14 protein-coding genes and 2 pseudogenes are annotated in these 16,483 nt (G+C 70.7%); 11 read left to right on the top strand and 5 right to left on the bottom strand.

Translation table 11 applies throughout. From position 1 onward, the window contains the following. Positions 1-77: pseudogene (locus AB0M59_RS46390) on the bottom strand (FAD-binding protein); the annotation flags it as partial. 423 nt (positions 78-500) lie between these two features. Here AB0M59_RS46390 and AB0M59_RS46385 point away from each other — a divergent pair. From AB0M59_RS46385 to AB0M59_RS46365, 5 genes and pseudogenes are all read left to right on the top strand, one after another. Then, entirely contained in the window at positions 501-632 is a 132-nt protein-coding gene (locus tag AB0M59_RS46385) for a hypothetical protein (RefSeq protein WP_364628466.1), read from the top strand. A gap of 501 nt (positions 633-1,133) precedes the next feature. Further along, complete coding sequence (locus AB0M59_RS46380) at positions 1,134-1,580, top strand: CBS domain-containing protein (RefSeq protein WP_364628464.1); 447 nt, start codon at positions 1,134-1,136, stop codon at positions 1,578-1,580. A gap of 16 nt (positions 1,581-1,596) precedes the next feature. Further along, positions 1,597-2,888 (top strand): annotated as a pseudogene (locus AB0M59_RS46375) (ArsB/NhaD family transporter). A 148-nt stretch (positions 2,889-3,036) separates the two neighbouring features. After that, positions 3,037-3,936 carry an ABC transporter ATP-binding protein gene (locus AB0M59_RS46370; RefSeq protein WP_364628462.1) on the top strand — a complete coding sequence of 300 codons (900 nt, stop codon included), beginning with the start codon at positions 3,037-3,039 and terminating at the stop codon, positions 3,934-3,936. Next, positions 3,933-4,721, top strand: coding sequence for an ABC transporter permease (locus AB0M59_RS46365; protein ID WP_364628461.1), 789 nt, complete (start codon positions 3,933-3,935; stop codon positions 4,719-4,721). Before AB0M59_RS46370 ends, AB0M59_RS46365 begins: the two co-directional genes overlap by 4 nt. 401 nt (positions 4,722-5,122) lie before the next feature. On the opposite strand, the gene AB0M59_RS46360 is transcribed toward AB0M59_RS46365, so the two are convergent. From AB0M59_RS46360 to eboE, 4 genes are read right to left on the bottom strand one after another with little or no spacing between them, the layout of a single operon-like run. Beyond that, complete coding sequence (locus tag AB0M59_RS46360; RefSeq protein ID WP_364628460.1) at positions 5,123-6,055, bottom strand: amidohydrolase family protein; 933 nt, start codon at positions 6,053-6,055, stop codon at positions 5,123-5,125. Then, the gene (locus AB0M59_RS46355) at positions 5,983-6,531 is read right to left on the bottom strand and encodes an ABATE domain-containing protein (protein ID WP_364628459.1); all 549 of its coding nucleotides are present in this window, start codon (positions 6,529-6,531) and stop codon (positions 5,983-5,985) included. The genes AB0M59_RS46360 and AB0M59_RS46355 overlap by 73 nt, the downstream gene beginning before the upstream one ends. 23 nt (positions 6,532-6,554) lie before the next feature. Continuing rightward, positions 6,555-7,226, bottom strand: coding sequence for an XRE family transcriptional regulator (locus AB0M59_RS46350; RefSeq protein WP_364628458.1), 672 nt, complete (start codon positions 7,224-7,226; stop codon positions 6,555-6,557). A gap of 58 nt (positions 7,227-7,284) precedes the next feature. Then, positions 7,285-8,499 carry a metabolite traffic protein EboE gene (gene eboE / locus AB0M59_RS46345; RefSeq protein WP_364628456.1) on the bottom strand — a complete coding sequence of 405 codons (1,215 nt, stop codon included), beginning with the start codon at positions 8,497-8,499 and terminating at the stop codon, positions 7,285-7,287. A 238-nt stretch (positions 8,500-8,737) separates the two neighbouring features. Here eboE and AB0M59_RS46340 point away from each other — a divergent pair, with 238 nt between their 5' ends. The 6 genes from AB0M59_RS46340 (at position 8,738) to AB0M59_RS46315 (ending at position 16,483) form a co-directional block, all read left to right on the top strand. After that, complete coding sequence (locus AB0M59_RS46340) at positions 8,738-9,799, top strand: 2,3-butanediol dehydrogenase (RefSeq protein WP_364628454.1); 1,062 nt, start codon at positions 8,738-8,740, stop codon at positions 9,797-9,799. A gap of 119 nt (positions 9,800-9,918) precedes the next feature. Beyond that, a complete protein-coding gene (locus AB0M59_RS46335; RefSeq protein WP_364628453.1) occupies positions 9,919-10,992 on the top strand; it encodes an ABC transporter permease in 1,074 nt (357 codons plus the stop codon). 11 nt (positions 10,993-11,003) lie between these two features. After that, a complete protein-coding gene (locus AB0M59_RS46330) occupies positions 11,004-12,113 on the top strand; it encodes a substrate-binding domain-containing protein (protein ID WP_364628451.1) in 1,110 nt (369 codons plus the stop codon). Positions 12,114-12,126: 13 nt separating this feature from the next. Next, positions 12,127-14,607, top strand: a complete 2,481-nt coding sequence (locus tag AB0M59_RS46325) for an ATP-binding cassette domain-containing protein (RefSeq protein ID WP_364628449.1) — start codon at positions 12,127-12,129, stop codon at positions 14,605-14,607. Between the two features lie 20 nt (positions 14,608-14,627). Next, complete coding sequence (locus AB0M59_RS46320) at positions 14,628-15,707, top strand: SDR family oxidoreductase (RefSeq protein WP_364628447.1); 1,080 nt, start codon at positions 14,628-14,630, stop codon at positions 15,705-15,707. Further along, a complete protein-coding gene (locus AB0M59_RS46315; protein WP_364628445.1) occupies positions 15,704-16,483 on the top strand; it encodes a glucose 1-dehydrogenase in 780 nt (259 codons plus the stop codon). Before AB0M59_RS46320 ends, AB0M59_RS46315 begins: the two co-directional genes overlap by 4 nt.

Raw genomic sequence — 16,483 nt, 5'->3', positions numbered from 1 at the left:
GCGCCCGAGATGCCGAGGGCGATGTACAGCTGCGGCGACACGGTCTTGCCGGTCTGGCCCCCCAGGAACTGCGCCGGGACGGCCGTATTTCCGCTTCCCGAACGGGGCTCGGGCGGCGGTCCGATCTGACGGCGGGTTGCAGGAGATCCGCCGCCGGGGGACGCCGAATAGCGGCGGCGTCCCGCCGGTCGCCGTCACCGCCGGATCACTCCAGGGTCGTGGCGGCGGCCGGCCCTGCAGCTGCTTTCGACGGTCCGATGTGGACACGGGGAAGACGTTGGCGATCTTCCGCGATGACGCTGTCCGAGCAGACTGTGGCCACTCCCGACGACCCGGGGGCTACTGCTGTACTCGGTTTGCGTCGCCGGGGTCTTTGCGACATCTTTACGCGTGGAGTGCCGGGAAGTCTGGTCGGCCCTCCACCCGCAGCGGGTGGAGGACCCGGCTCGAGGACGGATCTTCCATGGCACTCGTGCTCGCCGGCGGCTCTCGGGCTGGGCATGCCGCTGACGAGGGTCGGTATCGCCGTGCCCGCGCACTCCCTGGTCTGGTCGGACTGGCCGACGGCGCTGCTGCCGGGGGCGATCCTGTCGCCGACGGACCCGCGCTGGTCGCTCTCGCGTGGCGGCTGAAGCTCCTCACGGCCGAGCCGCGGCTGCAGGCCCCCGGGCCGCCGGCGTATGCCGCCTGTCACCTCACCCACGCCAACCCGTACCCGGCCGCGTTCGCCGCGGGCTCGACGCTGGACAAGGTCGCCGCGGAGCACTTCGAGCCCCTGGGCGACCTGCTTTCGGAGATCACCAAGTTCGCCGCGCTGCCGGCGATCGTGCTGGTCCGCCCGGCCGCGATGGTGTTGTCGCTGCTGCGGATGCCGCCGGCGGGGTGCGAGCGCGCGGCGGCGTGGTGCGGGCGGAAAGGCTTCGCGTCGGTGGTCTACGGGTTGCCGGCGCAGCAGCCGGGCATCCCGGCTGCGGAGTTGGTGTTCGACCCGGTCGCGGTGACGATTGCGTTGTCGATCGTGCTGCATTCCTCGACCGACGTGTCCGGACAACCTGCCCACCGGACGTCAAGAAACCGACAGGAGGACCGGACAATGCGCCGCGAACCAGGCCGCAGGGTCGTACGCTGGGCGAATGCATGCTGTGGAGATGGCCGAGGAGTACCCGGTCATCGACCTCGACTCCGATGCCCTGGACGCCGTGCGGTTGCTGGCCGAGCGCCGGTTGCCGGGGATCGTCGTGACCGACGCCACAGGCTGTCCGCAGTCGATCCTGCCCGCCTCGCAGGTGGTGCGGTTCCTGGTGCCGAGCTACGTGCGCGACGACCCGTCCCTGGCCGGTGTGCTGGACGAGTCGATGGCCGACCGGGTCGCGGACAAACTGGGCGGCCAGACGGTGCGCACGCTGCTGCCGGAGAAGCCCTCGGAGCTGCCGCGGGTGCAGGCCGACGACACGATCGTGGAGGTCGCGGCGATCATGGCCCGGCTGCGCTGCCCACTGGTCGCGGTCATGGAGGACAAGCGGCTGCTCGGCGTGATCTCCGCGTCCCGGCTGCTGGAGCTGGCCCTCACGCACCGATGACCGCGCAGGCGGTGCGATGAGCACCGTCCTCGCCATCGCCGTGTTCGTCGTCGCCTACGGCTTCATCGCCACCGAGAAGCTGCCGAAGACCGCGGTCGCGCTGGCCGGCGCCGGGGTGGTCCTCGCCTTCGGGGTGACCGATTCGGCGGACGCGTTCTACTCCCACGACACCGGCATCGACTGGGACGTCATCTTCCTGTTGTTCGGGATGATGGTCATCGTCGGCGTGCTGCGCCGCACCGGCGTGTTCGAGTACGTCGCCATCTGGGCAGCCAAGCGCGCCAAGGGTTCGCCGCTGCGGATCATGATCCTGCTCGTCCTCATCACGGCGGTCGCGTCGGCCTTCCTGGACAACGTCACGACCGTGCTGCTGATCGCGCCGGTCACCCTGCTGGTCTGCGACCGCCTCGACATCAAGCCGTCGCCGTTCCTCATCGCCGAAGTGTTCGCCTCCAACATCGGCGGTGCCGCGACGCTGATCGGCGACCCGCCGAACATCATCATCGGCAGCCGCGCGGGCCTGTCGTTCAACGACTTCCTGGTCAACATGGCCCCGATCGTCGCGATCGAGCTGGTCGCCTTCACCCTCGCGCTGCGCTGGGTGTTCCGCGGCTCCTTCGCCGTCGACCCGGCACGTGCCGCCTCGGTCATGCGGCTCAACGAACGCGAAGCGATCCGCGACCACGCTTGTTGCTCAAGTGCGGCGTGGTCCTGCTCGCGGTGTTCGCCGCCTTCGTCGGCCACTCCCTTGTCCACATCGAGCCGTCGGTCGTCGCGCTGCTGGGCGCGGGAGTACTGGTGGTGATCTCCCGGGTGGAGCCGCGGGACTACCTCGCCGGCGTCGAATGGGAGACCCTGCTGTTCTTCGCCGGGCTGTTCGTGATGATCGGCGCGCTGGTCAAGACCGGCGTCATCGCCACCCTGGCCGAGCTGGCCGCGAAAGCGACGGGCGGGAACGCCTTGGTCGCGGTCATGCTGATCCTGGTGGTGTCGGCACTGCTGTCGGGTGTCATCGACAACATCCCGTACGTGGCGACGATGAGCCCGCTGGTCCTGGCCCTCGCGCAGGACATCCCGGACCCGGCTCACTCGGACGCCCTGTGGTGGTCGCTGGGGCTCGGCGCGGACTTCGGCGGCAACATGACCGCCATCGGAGCCAGCGCCAACGTCGTCATGCTCGGCATCGCGGCGCGGTCGGGCAGCCCGATCTCGTTCTGGGAGTTCACCCGCAAGGGCGCGCAGATCACGCTGCTGACCGTGCTGATCGCCGCGCCGTACCTGTGGCTGCGCTACTTCGTCTTCGGCTGAGCGAACCGGGGGAGTGTCCGTGGCGCTTCCCGAACAGAGGACAAACCGTCCATTAAGGATACTCGCGGGCGCCGGGGGAGTAGGATGACCTCAGGTGTGCCGGGAAGCCTGGTCGGCGCGACACTGTTGCGCGCGAGACGAGGCTGCCATGACGATCGACGCTGTTCACCTGACCAAGCAATACCGCGACGTCCGGGCCGTGGACGACGTGACGCTGTGCGTCGCACCCGGTGAGGTCCATGCCCTGCTCGGCCTCAACGGCGCCGGCAAAACCACGACCATCCGGATGCTGCTCGGCCTGCTGCGCCCGACCCGCGGCGAGGTGTCGCTGTTCGGGGAACGGGTCGGGCCCGGCCGAAATCCCGTCTGGGCTCGCGTCGGCTACCTGGTCGAGACGCCGTCCGCGTACCCCGAGCTCACCGTCACCGAAAACCTCCAGGTGATGGCCCGCCTCCGCGGCCTGCGCGACGAGAACGCCGTGATCGACGTCATCGCCCGGCTCGGCCTGCAACCCCACGCCCACCACCGCGCGCAAACCCTGTCCCTGGGCAACAAGCAACGCCTCGCCCTGGCCAAAGCGCTGCTGCACCGGCCCGAGCTGCTGATCCTCGACGAACCCGCCAACGGCCTCGACCCCGCGGGCGTCGCCGAGATCCGGAACCTGCTGCACGACCTCGCCCACGACGGCGTGACGATCCTGCTCTCCAGCCACATCCTCACCGAAGTCGCCCGCCTGGCCACCCGCATCGGCGTCCTCGACCACGGACGGCTGGTCTGGGAAGGCGCCACCACCGACCTGGTCACCCAGGCACGCCCGCGGTTGCGCGTCACGGTCCACGATCCCGGTCGCGCCACCGCGGCGTTGCGCGCCGCCGGCCACGCCGTCTCCGCCGAGGACGGCGGGCTCGCCCTCACCGGCGACCGCGCGATCCACCACCCCGAAGAGGTCGCCACACAGCTCGTGAACGCGGGCTGCCCGCCCACCCGGCTCGCCCTCGAGCAAGACGACCTCGAGACCTGCTTCCTCCGCCTGGTCAGCCGCTCATGAGCACCGCACCGGCCGCCGCGTGGACCGAACTGCTCAAAGCCCGCCGGTCCCGGCTGCCGTGGGTCACCGCGGCGGCGTTCACCGTCGCGGCCGGCTTCGGCGGCCTGATCATGTTCATCCTGCAGGACGTCCGCCGCGCTCGCGCCCTCGGCTTGCTCGGCACCAAGGCCGCGCTCACCGGCGGCACCGCCGACTGGCCCGCCTATTTCGCGCTGCTCGCCCAGATCATCGCCGTCGGCGGCGCCGTCCTCTTCGGCGTCATCGTGATCTGGACCTTCGGCCGTGAATTCAGCCAGGGCACCGCCAAGGACCTCCTGGCGCTGCCCACCCCGCGCACCACGATCGTCGGCGCCAAGTTCGCCGTCACCACGAGCTGGTCCCTGGTACTCACGGTGCAGACGTACCTGCTGGGCCTGGTGATCGGCGCCGCGATCGGCCTGCCCGGCTGGTCGGCCGCGGTCGCCGCCACGGGCCTGGTGAAGCTGCTGCTCACCGCCGCGCTGACGATCGCCGTCACGACCCCGTTCGCCCTCGCCGCCAGCCTCGGCCGCGGCTACCTGGCCGGCGTAGGTGCGCTGTTCCTCGCGGTCTTCCTCGCCCAGGTCGTCGCCCTGCTCGGCTACGGCCCGTACTTCCCCTGGTCGGTGCCCGCCCTCGTCAGCGACATCGCCGGCCCCGGCCGCCAGCCACCCGGACTACTCGGCTACAGCCTCGTGGCCCTCGTCGGCGTCGCCGGAGTGGTGGGCACGGCTCTGTGGTGGAAACACGCCGACCAAGACCGCTGAATCGAGATGCGGACTCCGCTGAAGGAGGTCGGTGGGAAGGTCTACAAAGGAGGCCGGAAGGGTGGTGATCACCACTCGGATGGAGTCAGCGGCCACCGGTGACCGGTTCTGGGGGCCGGCATGACGCTCGCGATGGTGAATCAGATCCTGGCCGCTCTGGAGGAACGCCGGCTGCGGTCGCTGGGTTCCCGTATCCGGGGAGCGGCGAAGCGGCCGGGTGGATCCCGGAACGGCATCTGAAGCCGGTCTTCGTGCGCGATCTCCCGTGAGGGAGTTGCGGTTCGAGCGCGGCCGGCGGCTCGGGCCCTGCAGGCGGGGATGGCGCTGGGCTGGTCGACTCGGTCGTCGGCGGCATCTGCGGCGAGGTCCCGTTTCGTGGCCCGTTCGCGATCGGCCACGGGTCAAAAGCCCAACAGGCGGCGCGGAGTGGTGCCGAGGATCCGCTGACGGTCATCGCCGTCGATGACATGGCGGGCGAGAAGGTCGAGGAGCGGCGCGTAATCGATGCGTTCCGGCGCGCGCAGAAAGGGCCAGTCGGATCCCCACACGCAGTGGTCGGGACCGAATTCCTCGAGCAACGCGCGGAGGAACGGTTCGAGGTCGTCGTGTGGGTATGGCTCGCGAGATGTCTTGGCGAGGCCGGAAAGCTTGACGAACGCCCGTCCCGTCCGGCCCCAGCGCAACAGCTCGCGGAAGCCGGGGGCGTCGAGCCCCGCGGCCGGGTCCGGCCGCCCGCAGTGGTCGATGAGGATGCGGGCGCCGGAGGGTTCGAGCACCGGGGTGAGCTCGAGAAGCTGGTTCTCCGTCACCTGGACGTCGGCGATCATGTCGAGTGCGGCGAGGTCGCGCAGCAGCCGGCCGGCGTCCGCGTAGCGGTCGGTGCCCAGCAAAGCCGCGTTGAGGGTGATCCCGGCGATCCCGCGGGTCCGGAGCTCGGCGAGCTCGGCTCGGGAGGTGTCGATGGGGACTACCGCCATGCCGCGGTACCGGCCGGCGCCTCGCTCGAGTGTGTCCAGCAGGCAGCGGTTGTCCTCGCCGTAGCCCGAGTTCGGGCCGACGAGGAGGGCGTTCGCGACGCCTTGCGCGTCGAGCAAGGCCGTGAGCCGCTCCGGGGTGCCGAGTTCTGGCCCGGCGGGGGAGTAGAACGTGTTAGCCGCGTAGGGAAAGCGCGCGGGGTCGAACACGTGTACGTGACAGTCCACAACCATGTCTTGCCTCATGCTTTCTCCGCGATCGGACCGCTCGGCTGTTCCTGGGCCGATCACGGAATGCCGTCCTTGGAGCCGCGGCGGTTCGCCTTCTTCGCCCGGTTGCCGCACGTCGCCATCGAGCACCAGCGGCGGTTGCGCGGCCGGCTGGTGTCGACGAACAACGCCCCGCATCCGGGGGCGGCGCAGGTGCGGATCGGGTCGTCGCCGCCGAGGGTTTCGACGGCGTCCACCGCGATCAAGGCCAGCGCCGCGTTTACGGGCCGGTCGGCCGGGAACGCCCAGGTGGTCCGGCCGCGGTCCAGCACCCGGGTAGCGCTGCTGCGGGCGGCCCACCGGTTCAGCGTCGCCTCGTCCCGCCCGTCGGGGACCGTGCCTGCGGCGACGGCGAGGCCCGCGCGGTGGATCGCCTCGCGCAGCTCGCGGGCTCGCACCGCCATTGCGGGTTCCACGGCCGGGGGAGCACCGGCGAGCAGTCCGGTGACTTCGAGCCACCGCAGCAGGTCGTTGTCCGTGACGATCCGGTCCACGGGCCGGGCGCCGCGGTCCCGCACCGTGGCGGTGAAGGCGAAGCAGAGTGGCGGGGAAGCCGCATCGGACACCGGGCACTCCTGGATGCGAACCGTCAGTGGGCGGCCTTCCGGCCGTGGACGAACCACACCGCTTCGACCGGGACGTCGCCCCGGTTGGTCAGGCGGTGCGGGGTCGTCGAGTCGAACGCGATCGAGTCGCCCGCGTGCAGCTCGTAGGTCTCGAACGCGAGCGCGACCTCGAGCGTGCCGCTGATGATGTAGCCGTACTCGATGCCGGAGTGGCGGGTAAGCTTCTCGTCGGGGACGGAGCTGCCGCCCACCTCGTAGCGCACGCGGAGGAAGTCCACGGAGCTGTCGTGGACCGGGGACAGCTGCTCCCAGACGACCCCGGAGTCCAGCACCAGCCGACGACGCTCGCCGGGACGCAGCATCGGGCTCGTCTGCTCCACCGGTTCCTCGTTGAGTTTCGCCAGGGCGCCGTGGAAGCTGTGCGTTTCCGGGACGGAGACCGGCGCCGCCGCGGCCCCGGCGCTGCTGAACAGATCGTCGATGGAGACGTTCAGGGCACTGCACATCGAGTACAACGTCGCCACCGACGGCTGCGACTTGTTGTTCTCGATCTGGGAGACGAACGCGGCCGAGACGCCGAGGTCGCGCGCGAACTGCCGCAGCGACAGCCCGGCCGCCTGCCGGTGGGCCCGCAGCTGTTCACCGATGTTCGCGGCCACCGGGTGCTCCGCTTCCGCCCCGCTCTTCCCCGTCACGCCCTGCTCCTCGCCCCGTCGGTCTGTGCTGTTCACTGTAGCTTGACGCGGGTTCCGGTCAAGTCGCCGGGCCACCGGTGAGGCGGTCCCGGACGAACTCCAGCTCCCGGACGACGTAGTCGGTGATGTCGCCGGTCTTGAGGTCTTCGGGCAGCACGTCCCACGTGTAGGTCTCGATCTCGAGGTGGGACGACTGCGGCCGCACCCGGTGCCGGTCCAGCGCCTGTTCGACGGCGAACCGCGTGGTGCGGAACGGGCCCAGGTCGTCCAGGAAGACCGGGACGTGGAAGTGGGTGCGCCACTCACGCCTCCCGCCGGGTTCCCGCTGCCAGGCGGCGATCGCGTCGGTGAGGTTCAGGTACCGCTTCAGGATCCCGTCGCGCAGCTCGGAGGTCTGGCTCAGGTAGATGGTGTGCGTGAAGCGCTCCAGTTCGCGGACGACGTCGTCGGTCACCTCGGGCACCCAGAGTGCGGCGGCCTGCTGGAGCTTGAAGATCGGCACGCCGGCCTCGGCGAGCAGGTCGAGCGAGGCCGGGATGTCGTCGAACTCGACGGCTTGGTGACCGATGTCGAACACGATCCCGAGGTGCCTGCGCAAGGCGCCGTACGCGTCCGCCAGCGGCAGGTCCGCGAGCTCGGCGAGCGTCTCGGCGCCGGCGCGGGAGTACAGCCGCGAGGTGAAGTAGCGGACGGTCTCCTCGATGGTTTCGAGGAAGCAGAACGGTTCCGGCTCGAGGGCGAGCTTCACGCGGCGGCCGGTGCGCCGCTCGAGCCGGACGAGGTGGCCCACCACCCGCAGTACGTTGCGGGTGAACAGGTCCACGTACGGTTCGCCGGTGACCTTGGGCCGGTACGCCAGCGGCACCGTCTGGATCGTCGGCTCGACACCGTCGGCGGCGATGTCGGCGAGGACGTCGGCCACGCGTGCCGTGTAGGTGACACGTTCCTCCGTGCTCCAGTCCGGCTCGTACACGTCTTCCATCACCGAACGGCCCTTGAACGGCCCGTGCGGGAACGCGTTCACGGTGTAGACGTACAGATCGTTCTCGGCCAGGTACCGCTTCACCTTCTCCCGCGCGGCGACGTCGCCGGCGAGCCGGTCCGCGGAGGCGCCGGACAGCCGCAGCGACACTCCGAACGGCGCGTCCGGCGACACCCGGCGCTTCACCTCGGGCAAGTAGGCCGCGAGGCTGGTGCTCATCTCGTCCCAGGTGTCGCCGGGGTGCACGAGCGTCGAGTAGGTCAGGTGGCCCAGACGGGAACCGAGGTCCATGGAACTCCTCCCAGATCGTTTGCTGGTAGTGAACAGTCCGGGTTTCGCCTCTGTCAAGCCCAAACCGGCCATGACCTCGGCGTTTCGGGAAATTCGCGACACGGTCTTGACTCTGAGGGGTCCGCACAGTTCACTGTCGCTGTACAACGGCGTCGGACGGGGTCAACCCTGGCGACCAGACGCCCGTCCGCGCCCGGAACACGGCTGCGCGGGCCTCGGTCAGCACGAGGAGAAGAGCATGCGCGCCGCGGTTTTCCACGACAAGCACGACATCCGGGTCGAGGACGTGCCCGAACCCGCCGGGGTCGGGGCGCGCGAGGTGCGCGTCCGGCCGTCCCTCTGCGGGATCTGCGGCACCGACCTGCACGAGTACGCCGCCGGGCCGATCGTCATTCCCACCAGCCCGCACCCGCTCTCGCACGCGGCGGCTCCCCAGGTCCTCGGGCACGAGTTCTCCGGGCAGGTACTGGAGGTCGGCGTCGAGGTCACCGGCGTCCGGGCCGGCGACCGGGTCGCGGTGATGCCCTTGATCTACTGTGGACAGTGCTACTACTGCCGGCGCGGGCTCAACCACCTCTGCCCGGAGATGGCGTGCACGGGGCTCAGCTGGCACGGCGGCGGGATCAGCGAGCAGGTGGTGGTCCCGGACTACCAGATCGCCGTGCTGCCCGAGTCGGTCACCGACGTGCAGGGCGCCCTGATCGAGCCGGCCGCGGTGGCCGCGTACGGCGTCGATCGCACCGGGTTCCGCCCTGGGGACACCATTCTCGTCACCGGCGCCGGGCCGATCGGCGCGCTCGCCGCGCTGTACGCCCACGCTGCCGGCGCGGCGCAGGTGATCGTCAGCGAGCCCAACGCCCGGCGGCGGGCCCTGCTCGACGCGTTCGGCATCGCCACCGTCCTCGACCCGCTGGCCGAGGACGTGCCGGCGGTGGTCCGTGGCCTCACCAGCGGCGTCGGGGCCGACGTCGCGGCCGAGTGCTCGGGCTCGGAGGCGGGGCTCACCGCCGCGCTGGCCGGCCTGCGGTCGCACGGCACGGCGACCCAGGTGGGCCTGCACGTCCGCCCCGCGACGATCGACCCGATGGCCGTCTCCCAGCGGGACCTGAGCCTGGTCGGCACGTGGTGCTACCCGGTCTACGACTTCCCGCGCATCATCTCGCTCGTCGGGACCGGTCGCTTCCCCGTCGAGCGGGTGCTGACCGAGGTGATCGACGTCGACGACGTCGTGCCACGCGGGTTCGACCGGCTGCTCGATCCCGCGGGCGACGCGCAGAAACTGCTGGTCAAGGTCGGCTGAACCGCGCCGCGGGAGGGACTCCCGGCGGCGCGCATTTCCCGAATGTCCACCGGATCCACTGTGGACACGATTCGTCCTGCCCGTGAACCGGTGCGAGGGAGCACCCGAGGAGCGATGCGATGAGCGACACGACAGGAGTTTCCGTGCTGGTCACCGAGCCATCCCCGGCTCCGGAAACCGAGGAGCCCACCGGTAAGCCGGGTTCGTGGCGGCGAATGACGTCCCCGCGTGCTTCGCGCGGGCTGGTCACGATCCTGATCGCGACCGTCCTGTTGTTCTTCGTCAGCCTGGTGCTGCAGCCGGAGAGCCTCGGGCGCAGCTCGCTGCAGGGGATGCTGCCCTTCGCGGCCGTGCTGGCCGTGGTCGCGCTCGGGCAGACGCTGGTGGTGCAGCAGGCCGGGATCGACCTGTCGGTACCCGGCACGGTGTCCCTCAGTGTGATCATCGTGACCCACTACCCCAACGGGGACAACGGGAAACTGCTGCCGGCGATCCTGATCGCGTACGCCGCGGCGCTGGCCGCGGGGCTGCTCAACGGCCTGGTCGTCAGCCGGCTGGGCATGTCCGCGATCGTGACGTCGCTGGGGACGAACGCGTTGCTCTACGCCGTGGTGCTGGGGGTGTCCGGCGGATCGCCGGCGAGCACCACGGCCGCGCTGCACTCGATCGCCACCGGCCGGTTCCTGGGCCTGCCGTACTCCGTCTGGTTCGCCGCGGTGCTCGTCGCGGTGACCGGGTTCGTGATGAAGCGCATGGTGGCCGGGCGCCGGTTCGAGGCGATCGGCGACAACCCGGCCGCCGCGGGCCTGGCGGGGCTTCGCGTGCGGCGCCACCAGCTCGGCGCGTACGTGTGCGCGTCGCTGTTGTACGGCACCGCGGGCATCCTGCTCGCCGGGGTCGTGACGACGCCGGGGGCGTTCCAGGGCGACTCGCTGCTGCTGCCGTCGGTCGCGGCCGTCGTGCTCGGCGGGACGTCGCTGCTCGGGGGGAAGGGCAGCCCGGTCGCGAGCGCGGTCGCGGCGCTGTTCCTGAGCCAGCTCGACCAGTTCGTGCTGACCCTCGGGGTCAGCCCCGCGACGAACAACATCGTCCAGGCGGTCGCGCTCGGCGCGGGCGTCGCCGTCTACACCGTCGACTGGGCTGTCGTGCGCGGGTGGTTCCACCGCGCTCCCGCGGCCCGGACTCAGCCCTAGAAAGGTTTCCCATGTCTCCCAGCATTTTCCGCGGGACAGTGCTGTCCTGCGCGATCGCGGCCACCCTCGTCGCCAGTGGCTGCGCGGTCGGTGACGACGGCTCCGGTGCCGGCGCGGCCGGCAAGCCCGCGAGCGCGAACGGGCCCTCGTGGTGCGGCTCGAAGCAGGCCTCGCTCGGGCTGGCCGACGGCTTCGGCGACAACAACTGGCGCAAGGTGACCACCGCCGAAGCCAAGGCCGAGGTGGCCAAGTGCCCCAGCGTCACGTCGTTCACCTACACCGACGGCCAGGGCAACACGCAGAAGGCGATCTCCGACATCCAGGGCCTGGTGGCCAAGGGGACGCAGGCGATCGTCGTGTTCCCGGACGCGGGCCAGGCCGTGCTGCCCGCCCTGCGCAGCGCGCACAAGGCCGGCGTGGTGACCGTGCCGTACCGGGTGAACCCGGGCGGCACACCCGGCCAGGACTACGACACGTTCGTCAGCACCGACTTCGAGCAGGCCGGTGTGCTGTGGGCCAACTGGCTCGTGAAGGCCTTGAACGGCAAGGGAAAGGTGCTCAACCTCGGCGGGCCGCCCGCGAACTCGCAGAGCCTCGACGAGTACAAGGGCATGCAGAGCGTGCTCAAGGACCACCCGGAGATCCAGTTCGTCGGCACCACGCCGTACGAGGTGACCAACTGGGACGCCGCGCAGACGCAGAAGGTGATCACCGCCGCACTGGCGAAGAACCCGGAAATCGACGCCATTACCACCGACTTCGGTGCCGCACTGGCCAGCTCGTTCTCCGCGTTCACCCAGGCGGGTCGGAAGATCCCGGCGATCGCCACCGAGGACGCCAACCAGCTCGCCTGCAACTGGCAGCAGCAGAAGGACGCGGGCAGCGCGTTCCCCCTGTTCACCGTTTCCTCGCAGAACGCCATGTCCCGGCTGGCGATCCAGGTCGCGGTCGCGAAGGCCACCGGCGGGGTGGTGCCGCAGGGCACGGTCTACCCGCAGTCCCCGTTCGAGGACTCGATTTCCGGCCAGCCGCACCCGGTCACGTGCGACAAGGAGCTTCCCTCGGACGCTTTCGTGTCCAGCTCCCTGTCCAAGGCCGAGCAGATCGCCGCACTGAAGTAGGGGAGGGCAGACCATGACCGAGGTTCCCGCTCTGCGCCTCTCCGGCGTGTCGAAGCACTACGGCCCCGTCCGGGCGCTGTCCGACGTCTCATTGGACGTCTTCGGCGGGCGGGTGCACGCGCTACTGGGCGAGAACGGCGCGGGCAAGTCCACGCTGATGGGCATCGCCTCCGGCTCCACCCGCCCCGACGACGGCCGGACCAGCGTCGCCGGCGAGCCGGTGCCCGCTCTGACCGCGGACCAGGCGAGCCGGCTCGGCATCGCGATCGTGCACCAGCACCCGGCCGTACTGGCCGACATGACGGTCGCCGAGAACATCCGCCTGGCCGTGCCGCCCGAGCGGATGCCGGACGGCAATCCGCGGCTGTGGATGGTCGAATTGCTGCGCAGCGTCGGCTCCGACCTGCGGCTGCAGGACCGGGTGGACGACCTCGGCGTGGCACAGAAGCAGCTGCTGGAGCTGGCGAAAGCCGTCGCGCTGGAGCCGAAGGTACTGATCCTCGACGAGCCGACCGCACCGCTCGGCCCGGAGCAGACGGAGATCCTGTTCGACCAGGTGCGCCGGGCCACCGCCCGCGGGACCGCGGTCGTCTACATCACCCACCGGCTCGCCGAGGTGCGGGAAATCGCCGACGAGGTGACCGTGCTGCGGGACGGCCGTACGCGGGGGCACGCGAACGTCACGGACCTCACCGACGACGAGATGCTCCGCATGATCGTCGGCCGGGAACTGGCGTCGACGTTCCCCGCCAAGAACCCCGACCCGGCGGGCGCGAAGGTCGCCCTGGAAGTCGACGGTCTCTCCGGTGACGGCTTCCACGACGCCCGGCTCGTCGCGCACCACGGGGAGATCGTCGGGCTCGCGGGCATCGTCGGCAACGGCCAGAGCGAGTTCCTGCGCGCGTTGGCAGGTCTGCGGCAGTCGACCGGAAAGATCGTGCTCGACGGGTCCCGGCTGCGTGGCCGTGCCCTGGTCCGGTCCACCGCGTACATGCCGGCCGACCGGCACCGGGAGGGCCTGCTGCCCGCGATGTCGGTCCGGGAGAACGCCGCGATCAGTGCGCTGCCCTCGTTCGCCACCGGGGGTGTGGTCGCCGGGAGCCGGGAACGGTCGCAAGTGGACATCGAGCTCGCGAAGCTCTCGGTGAAAACCGCGACGCGCGAGACGAACGTGATGGCTCTCTCGGGTGGCAACCAGCAGAAGGTGGTGATGGCGCGCGCCCTGCTCGCCGCACCGCGGCTGCTGCTGGCCGACGAGCCGACCCAGGGCGTCGACGTCGGCGCGCGCTCCGAGATCTACACGATCATGCGCGACGTGGCCGCGTCGGGCGTGCCGGTGGTGGTCGTGTCCTCCGACGCGAAGGAGCTGGAGGGCCTCTGCGACCGGGTCGTGGTGTTCTCCCGCGGCCACGTCGTCGCCGAGCTGACCGGCGAGGACGTCACCGAGGAGAAGATCACCGGCGCGGTCGTCAACGCCACGACGCATCGTCAGGAGACTCCGGCGGCGAAGGCGGCACCGGCCAAGGCGACGCGCCTGCGTGACCTCGCCAAGGGCGACTACGCGCCCAGCCTCGTGCTGGCGCTGGTGATCCTCGCACTGGGGGCGTACACCTTCGCGCACAACGTCCGGTTCCTCGCGCCGTTCAACGTCACCTCGCTGCTGACCCTGCTCACGGCACTCGCGTTCATCAGCCTGGGCCAGACGATCGCCATCATGACCGGCGGGATCGACCTCTCGGTGGGCCCGCTCGCCGGGCTGCTCGTGGTGATCGCCTCGTTCTTCGTGACCGACGGCCGGTCTCCGGTCATGATCGCCCTGGCGTTCGTGATCATGCTCGCCGTGGCGGTGGTATCCGGGCTGCTGAACGGCGTGCTCGTCCGCTTCGGCGGGTTCACCGCCGTGGCCGCGACCCTGACCCTCTACATCGGACTGCAGGGGATCTCCCTGCTGCTGCGGCCCTTCCAGGGCGGGTTCATCAGCTCGTCGGTGACGGACGTGATCACCGTGTCCGTCGGCTTCGTGCCGGTCGCGTTCATCGTGGCCGTGGTGGTCGCCGTCGCGCTGGAGCTGGCGCTGCGGTTCACGCGGTGGGGCCACGGGTTGCGCGCCGCCGGGTCGAACGAGGGGTCGGCTCGCCGGCTCGGGCTGAAGGTCGACCGGATCCACGTGCTCGCCTACGTCGGCTGCGCGGCGCTCACGTTCTTCGGCGCGCTGCTGCTGATGGCGCAGATCGGCGTCGGCGACCCGACCCAGGGCGTGAGCTACACGCTCTCCAGCATCACCGCCGTCGTGCTCGGCGGGGCGAGCCTCGCCGGCGGGCGCGGGTCGTTCATCGGGACGCTGCTGGGCGCCACGCTCATCCAGGAAGTCCTCAACGCCACGACGTTCCTGAACCTGAACCAGAGCTGGCAGTACTTCTTCCAGGGCGTCCTGATCCTCATCGCGGCCGCGATCTACACCCGGGTGCGCCGCCGCACCCCGGCCCTCGTCTGAAACCGGGAAGGAAAGAGAACGTGAGCGAAACAGCTCCGCACGCACTCGTCGTCGGGGTCACCGGGGTCGCCGGGGCCGCGATCGCCGCGCGGCTGGCCGAACGCGGTTGGGCGGTCACCGGGGTCTCCCGGAGCCCGTCCGGCGTCGCCGGGGTCCGGTCGGTCCGGGTGGACCTCGAGGACCCGGCCGCGTTGGACGCGGCTCTCGCGGATGTCGCACCGACGCACGTGTTCCTCACCGCGTGGTCGCGCCGTCCGACCGAGGCGGAGAACATCGAGGTCAACGCGGGCATCGTGCGCAACGTGCTGGCCACGGCCGGAGGCAGTGCCCGGCACGTCGCCCTGATGACAGGGCTCAAGCACTACCTCGGCCCGTTCGAGGCGTACGCGGCCGGGGTCATGCCGGACACGCCGTTCCACGAGGACGAGGCCCGGCTGGACGTCCCGAACTTCTACTACGCCCAGGAGGACGAGCTGTTCGCGGCCGCCGAGCGGCACGGCTTCACCTGGAGCGTGCACCGGGCGCACACCGTGATCGGGCACGCCGTGGGCAACGCCATGAACATGGGCATGACCCTCGCCGTCTACGCGGAAATCTGCCGGGAGACCGGCCGGGACTTCCGGTTCCCCGGCTCGGAGACCCAGTGGAACGGGCTCACCGACATGACCGACGCAGGCCTGCTGGCCGACCAGATGATCTGGGCCGCGACCACGGACAGTGCCCGCGACGAAGCGTTCAACATCGCCAACGGGGACGTGTTCCGCTGGCGGTGGATGTGGCCGCGGATCGCCGCGCTGCTCGGTGTGACCCCGGCCGGGTTCGACGGCAAGCCGGCGCCGCTGGAGCAGCAGATGATCGACGCCGCCCCGGTGTGGCGCGGGATCGCCGAGCGGCACGGCCTGCGCGAGCGGGACGTCGCCCGGGTCGCGTCCTGGTGGCACACCGACAGCGACCTCGGCCGGCCCATCGAGTGCCTCACCGACATGAGCAAGAGCCGCAAGGCGGGGTTCGACGGCTACACCAGCACCCTGGACGCTTTCGCGCGGCTCTTCGAGACGCTGCGGGCGGAGCGGATCATCCCCGGCGGAGCCCGGCCATGACCGCGCGCTTGACCGGCCGGACGGTCCTGGTGACCGGCGCGGGCCGCGGGATCGGTGCCGCGCTGGCCCGCGGGATGGCGCAGGAGGGTGCCGCGCTCGTCGTCACCGACCGCGACGAACCCGAGGCCGCCGCGGTGGCACAGTCCATTCGCGACAGTGGCGGTCACGCCGTCCACGCGCGGACCGACGTCACCGACCGGAACGAGGTGCGCGCCGCGATCGCGCTCGCCGCGGCGGAGTTCGGCCGGCTGGACGTTTGTTTCAACAACGCCGGGTTCAACGAGCCGGAGAAGTTCCTCGACATCACCGAGCCGGTGTGGGACCGGATCTTCCGGGTGAACGCGTTCGGCGTCGTGGTCGGCAGCCAGGAAGCGGCCCGCCAGTTCATCCGGCAGGGCACCGGCGGCAAGATCGTGAACACCGCCTCGATCGCCGGCCGGCAGGGCTTCCCGAGCTTCGCGCCCTACTGCGCGAGCAAGGCCGCGGTGATCTCCCTGACCCAGGCGGGCGCGCGGGCGCTGGCGGAGCACCGGATCACCGTCAACGCGTTCGCGCCCGGGGTGGTGCGCACCCCGTTGTGGGACAAGCTCGACCGCGATCTCGAGCGGATCGGCGAAGGCGACAGCGGGTTCGACGCGATGGCCGGCGACATCATCCTGGGTCGCCCCGCCGAACCCGAAGACCTCGTCCCCACGGCCGTTTTCCTCGCCGGCCCGGACTCCGACTACATCACCGGGCAGGTGATCCCCATCGAGGGCGGGATGGTCCTCGTCTGA

The sequence above is a fragment of the Amycolatopsis sp. NPDC051371 genome (genome assembly GCF_040682155.1).
Taxonomy (GTDB): domain Bacteria; phylum Actinomycetota; class Actinomycetes; order Mycobacteriales; family Pseudonocardiaceae; genus Amycolatopsis.
The sequence above is the reverse complement of the archived record's forward strand: the minus strand, read 5'-3'. Positions and strand labels throughout refer to the sequence as shown.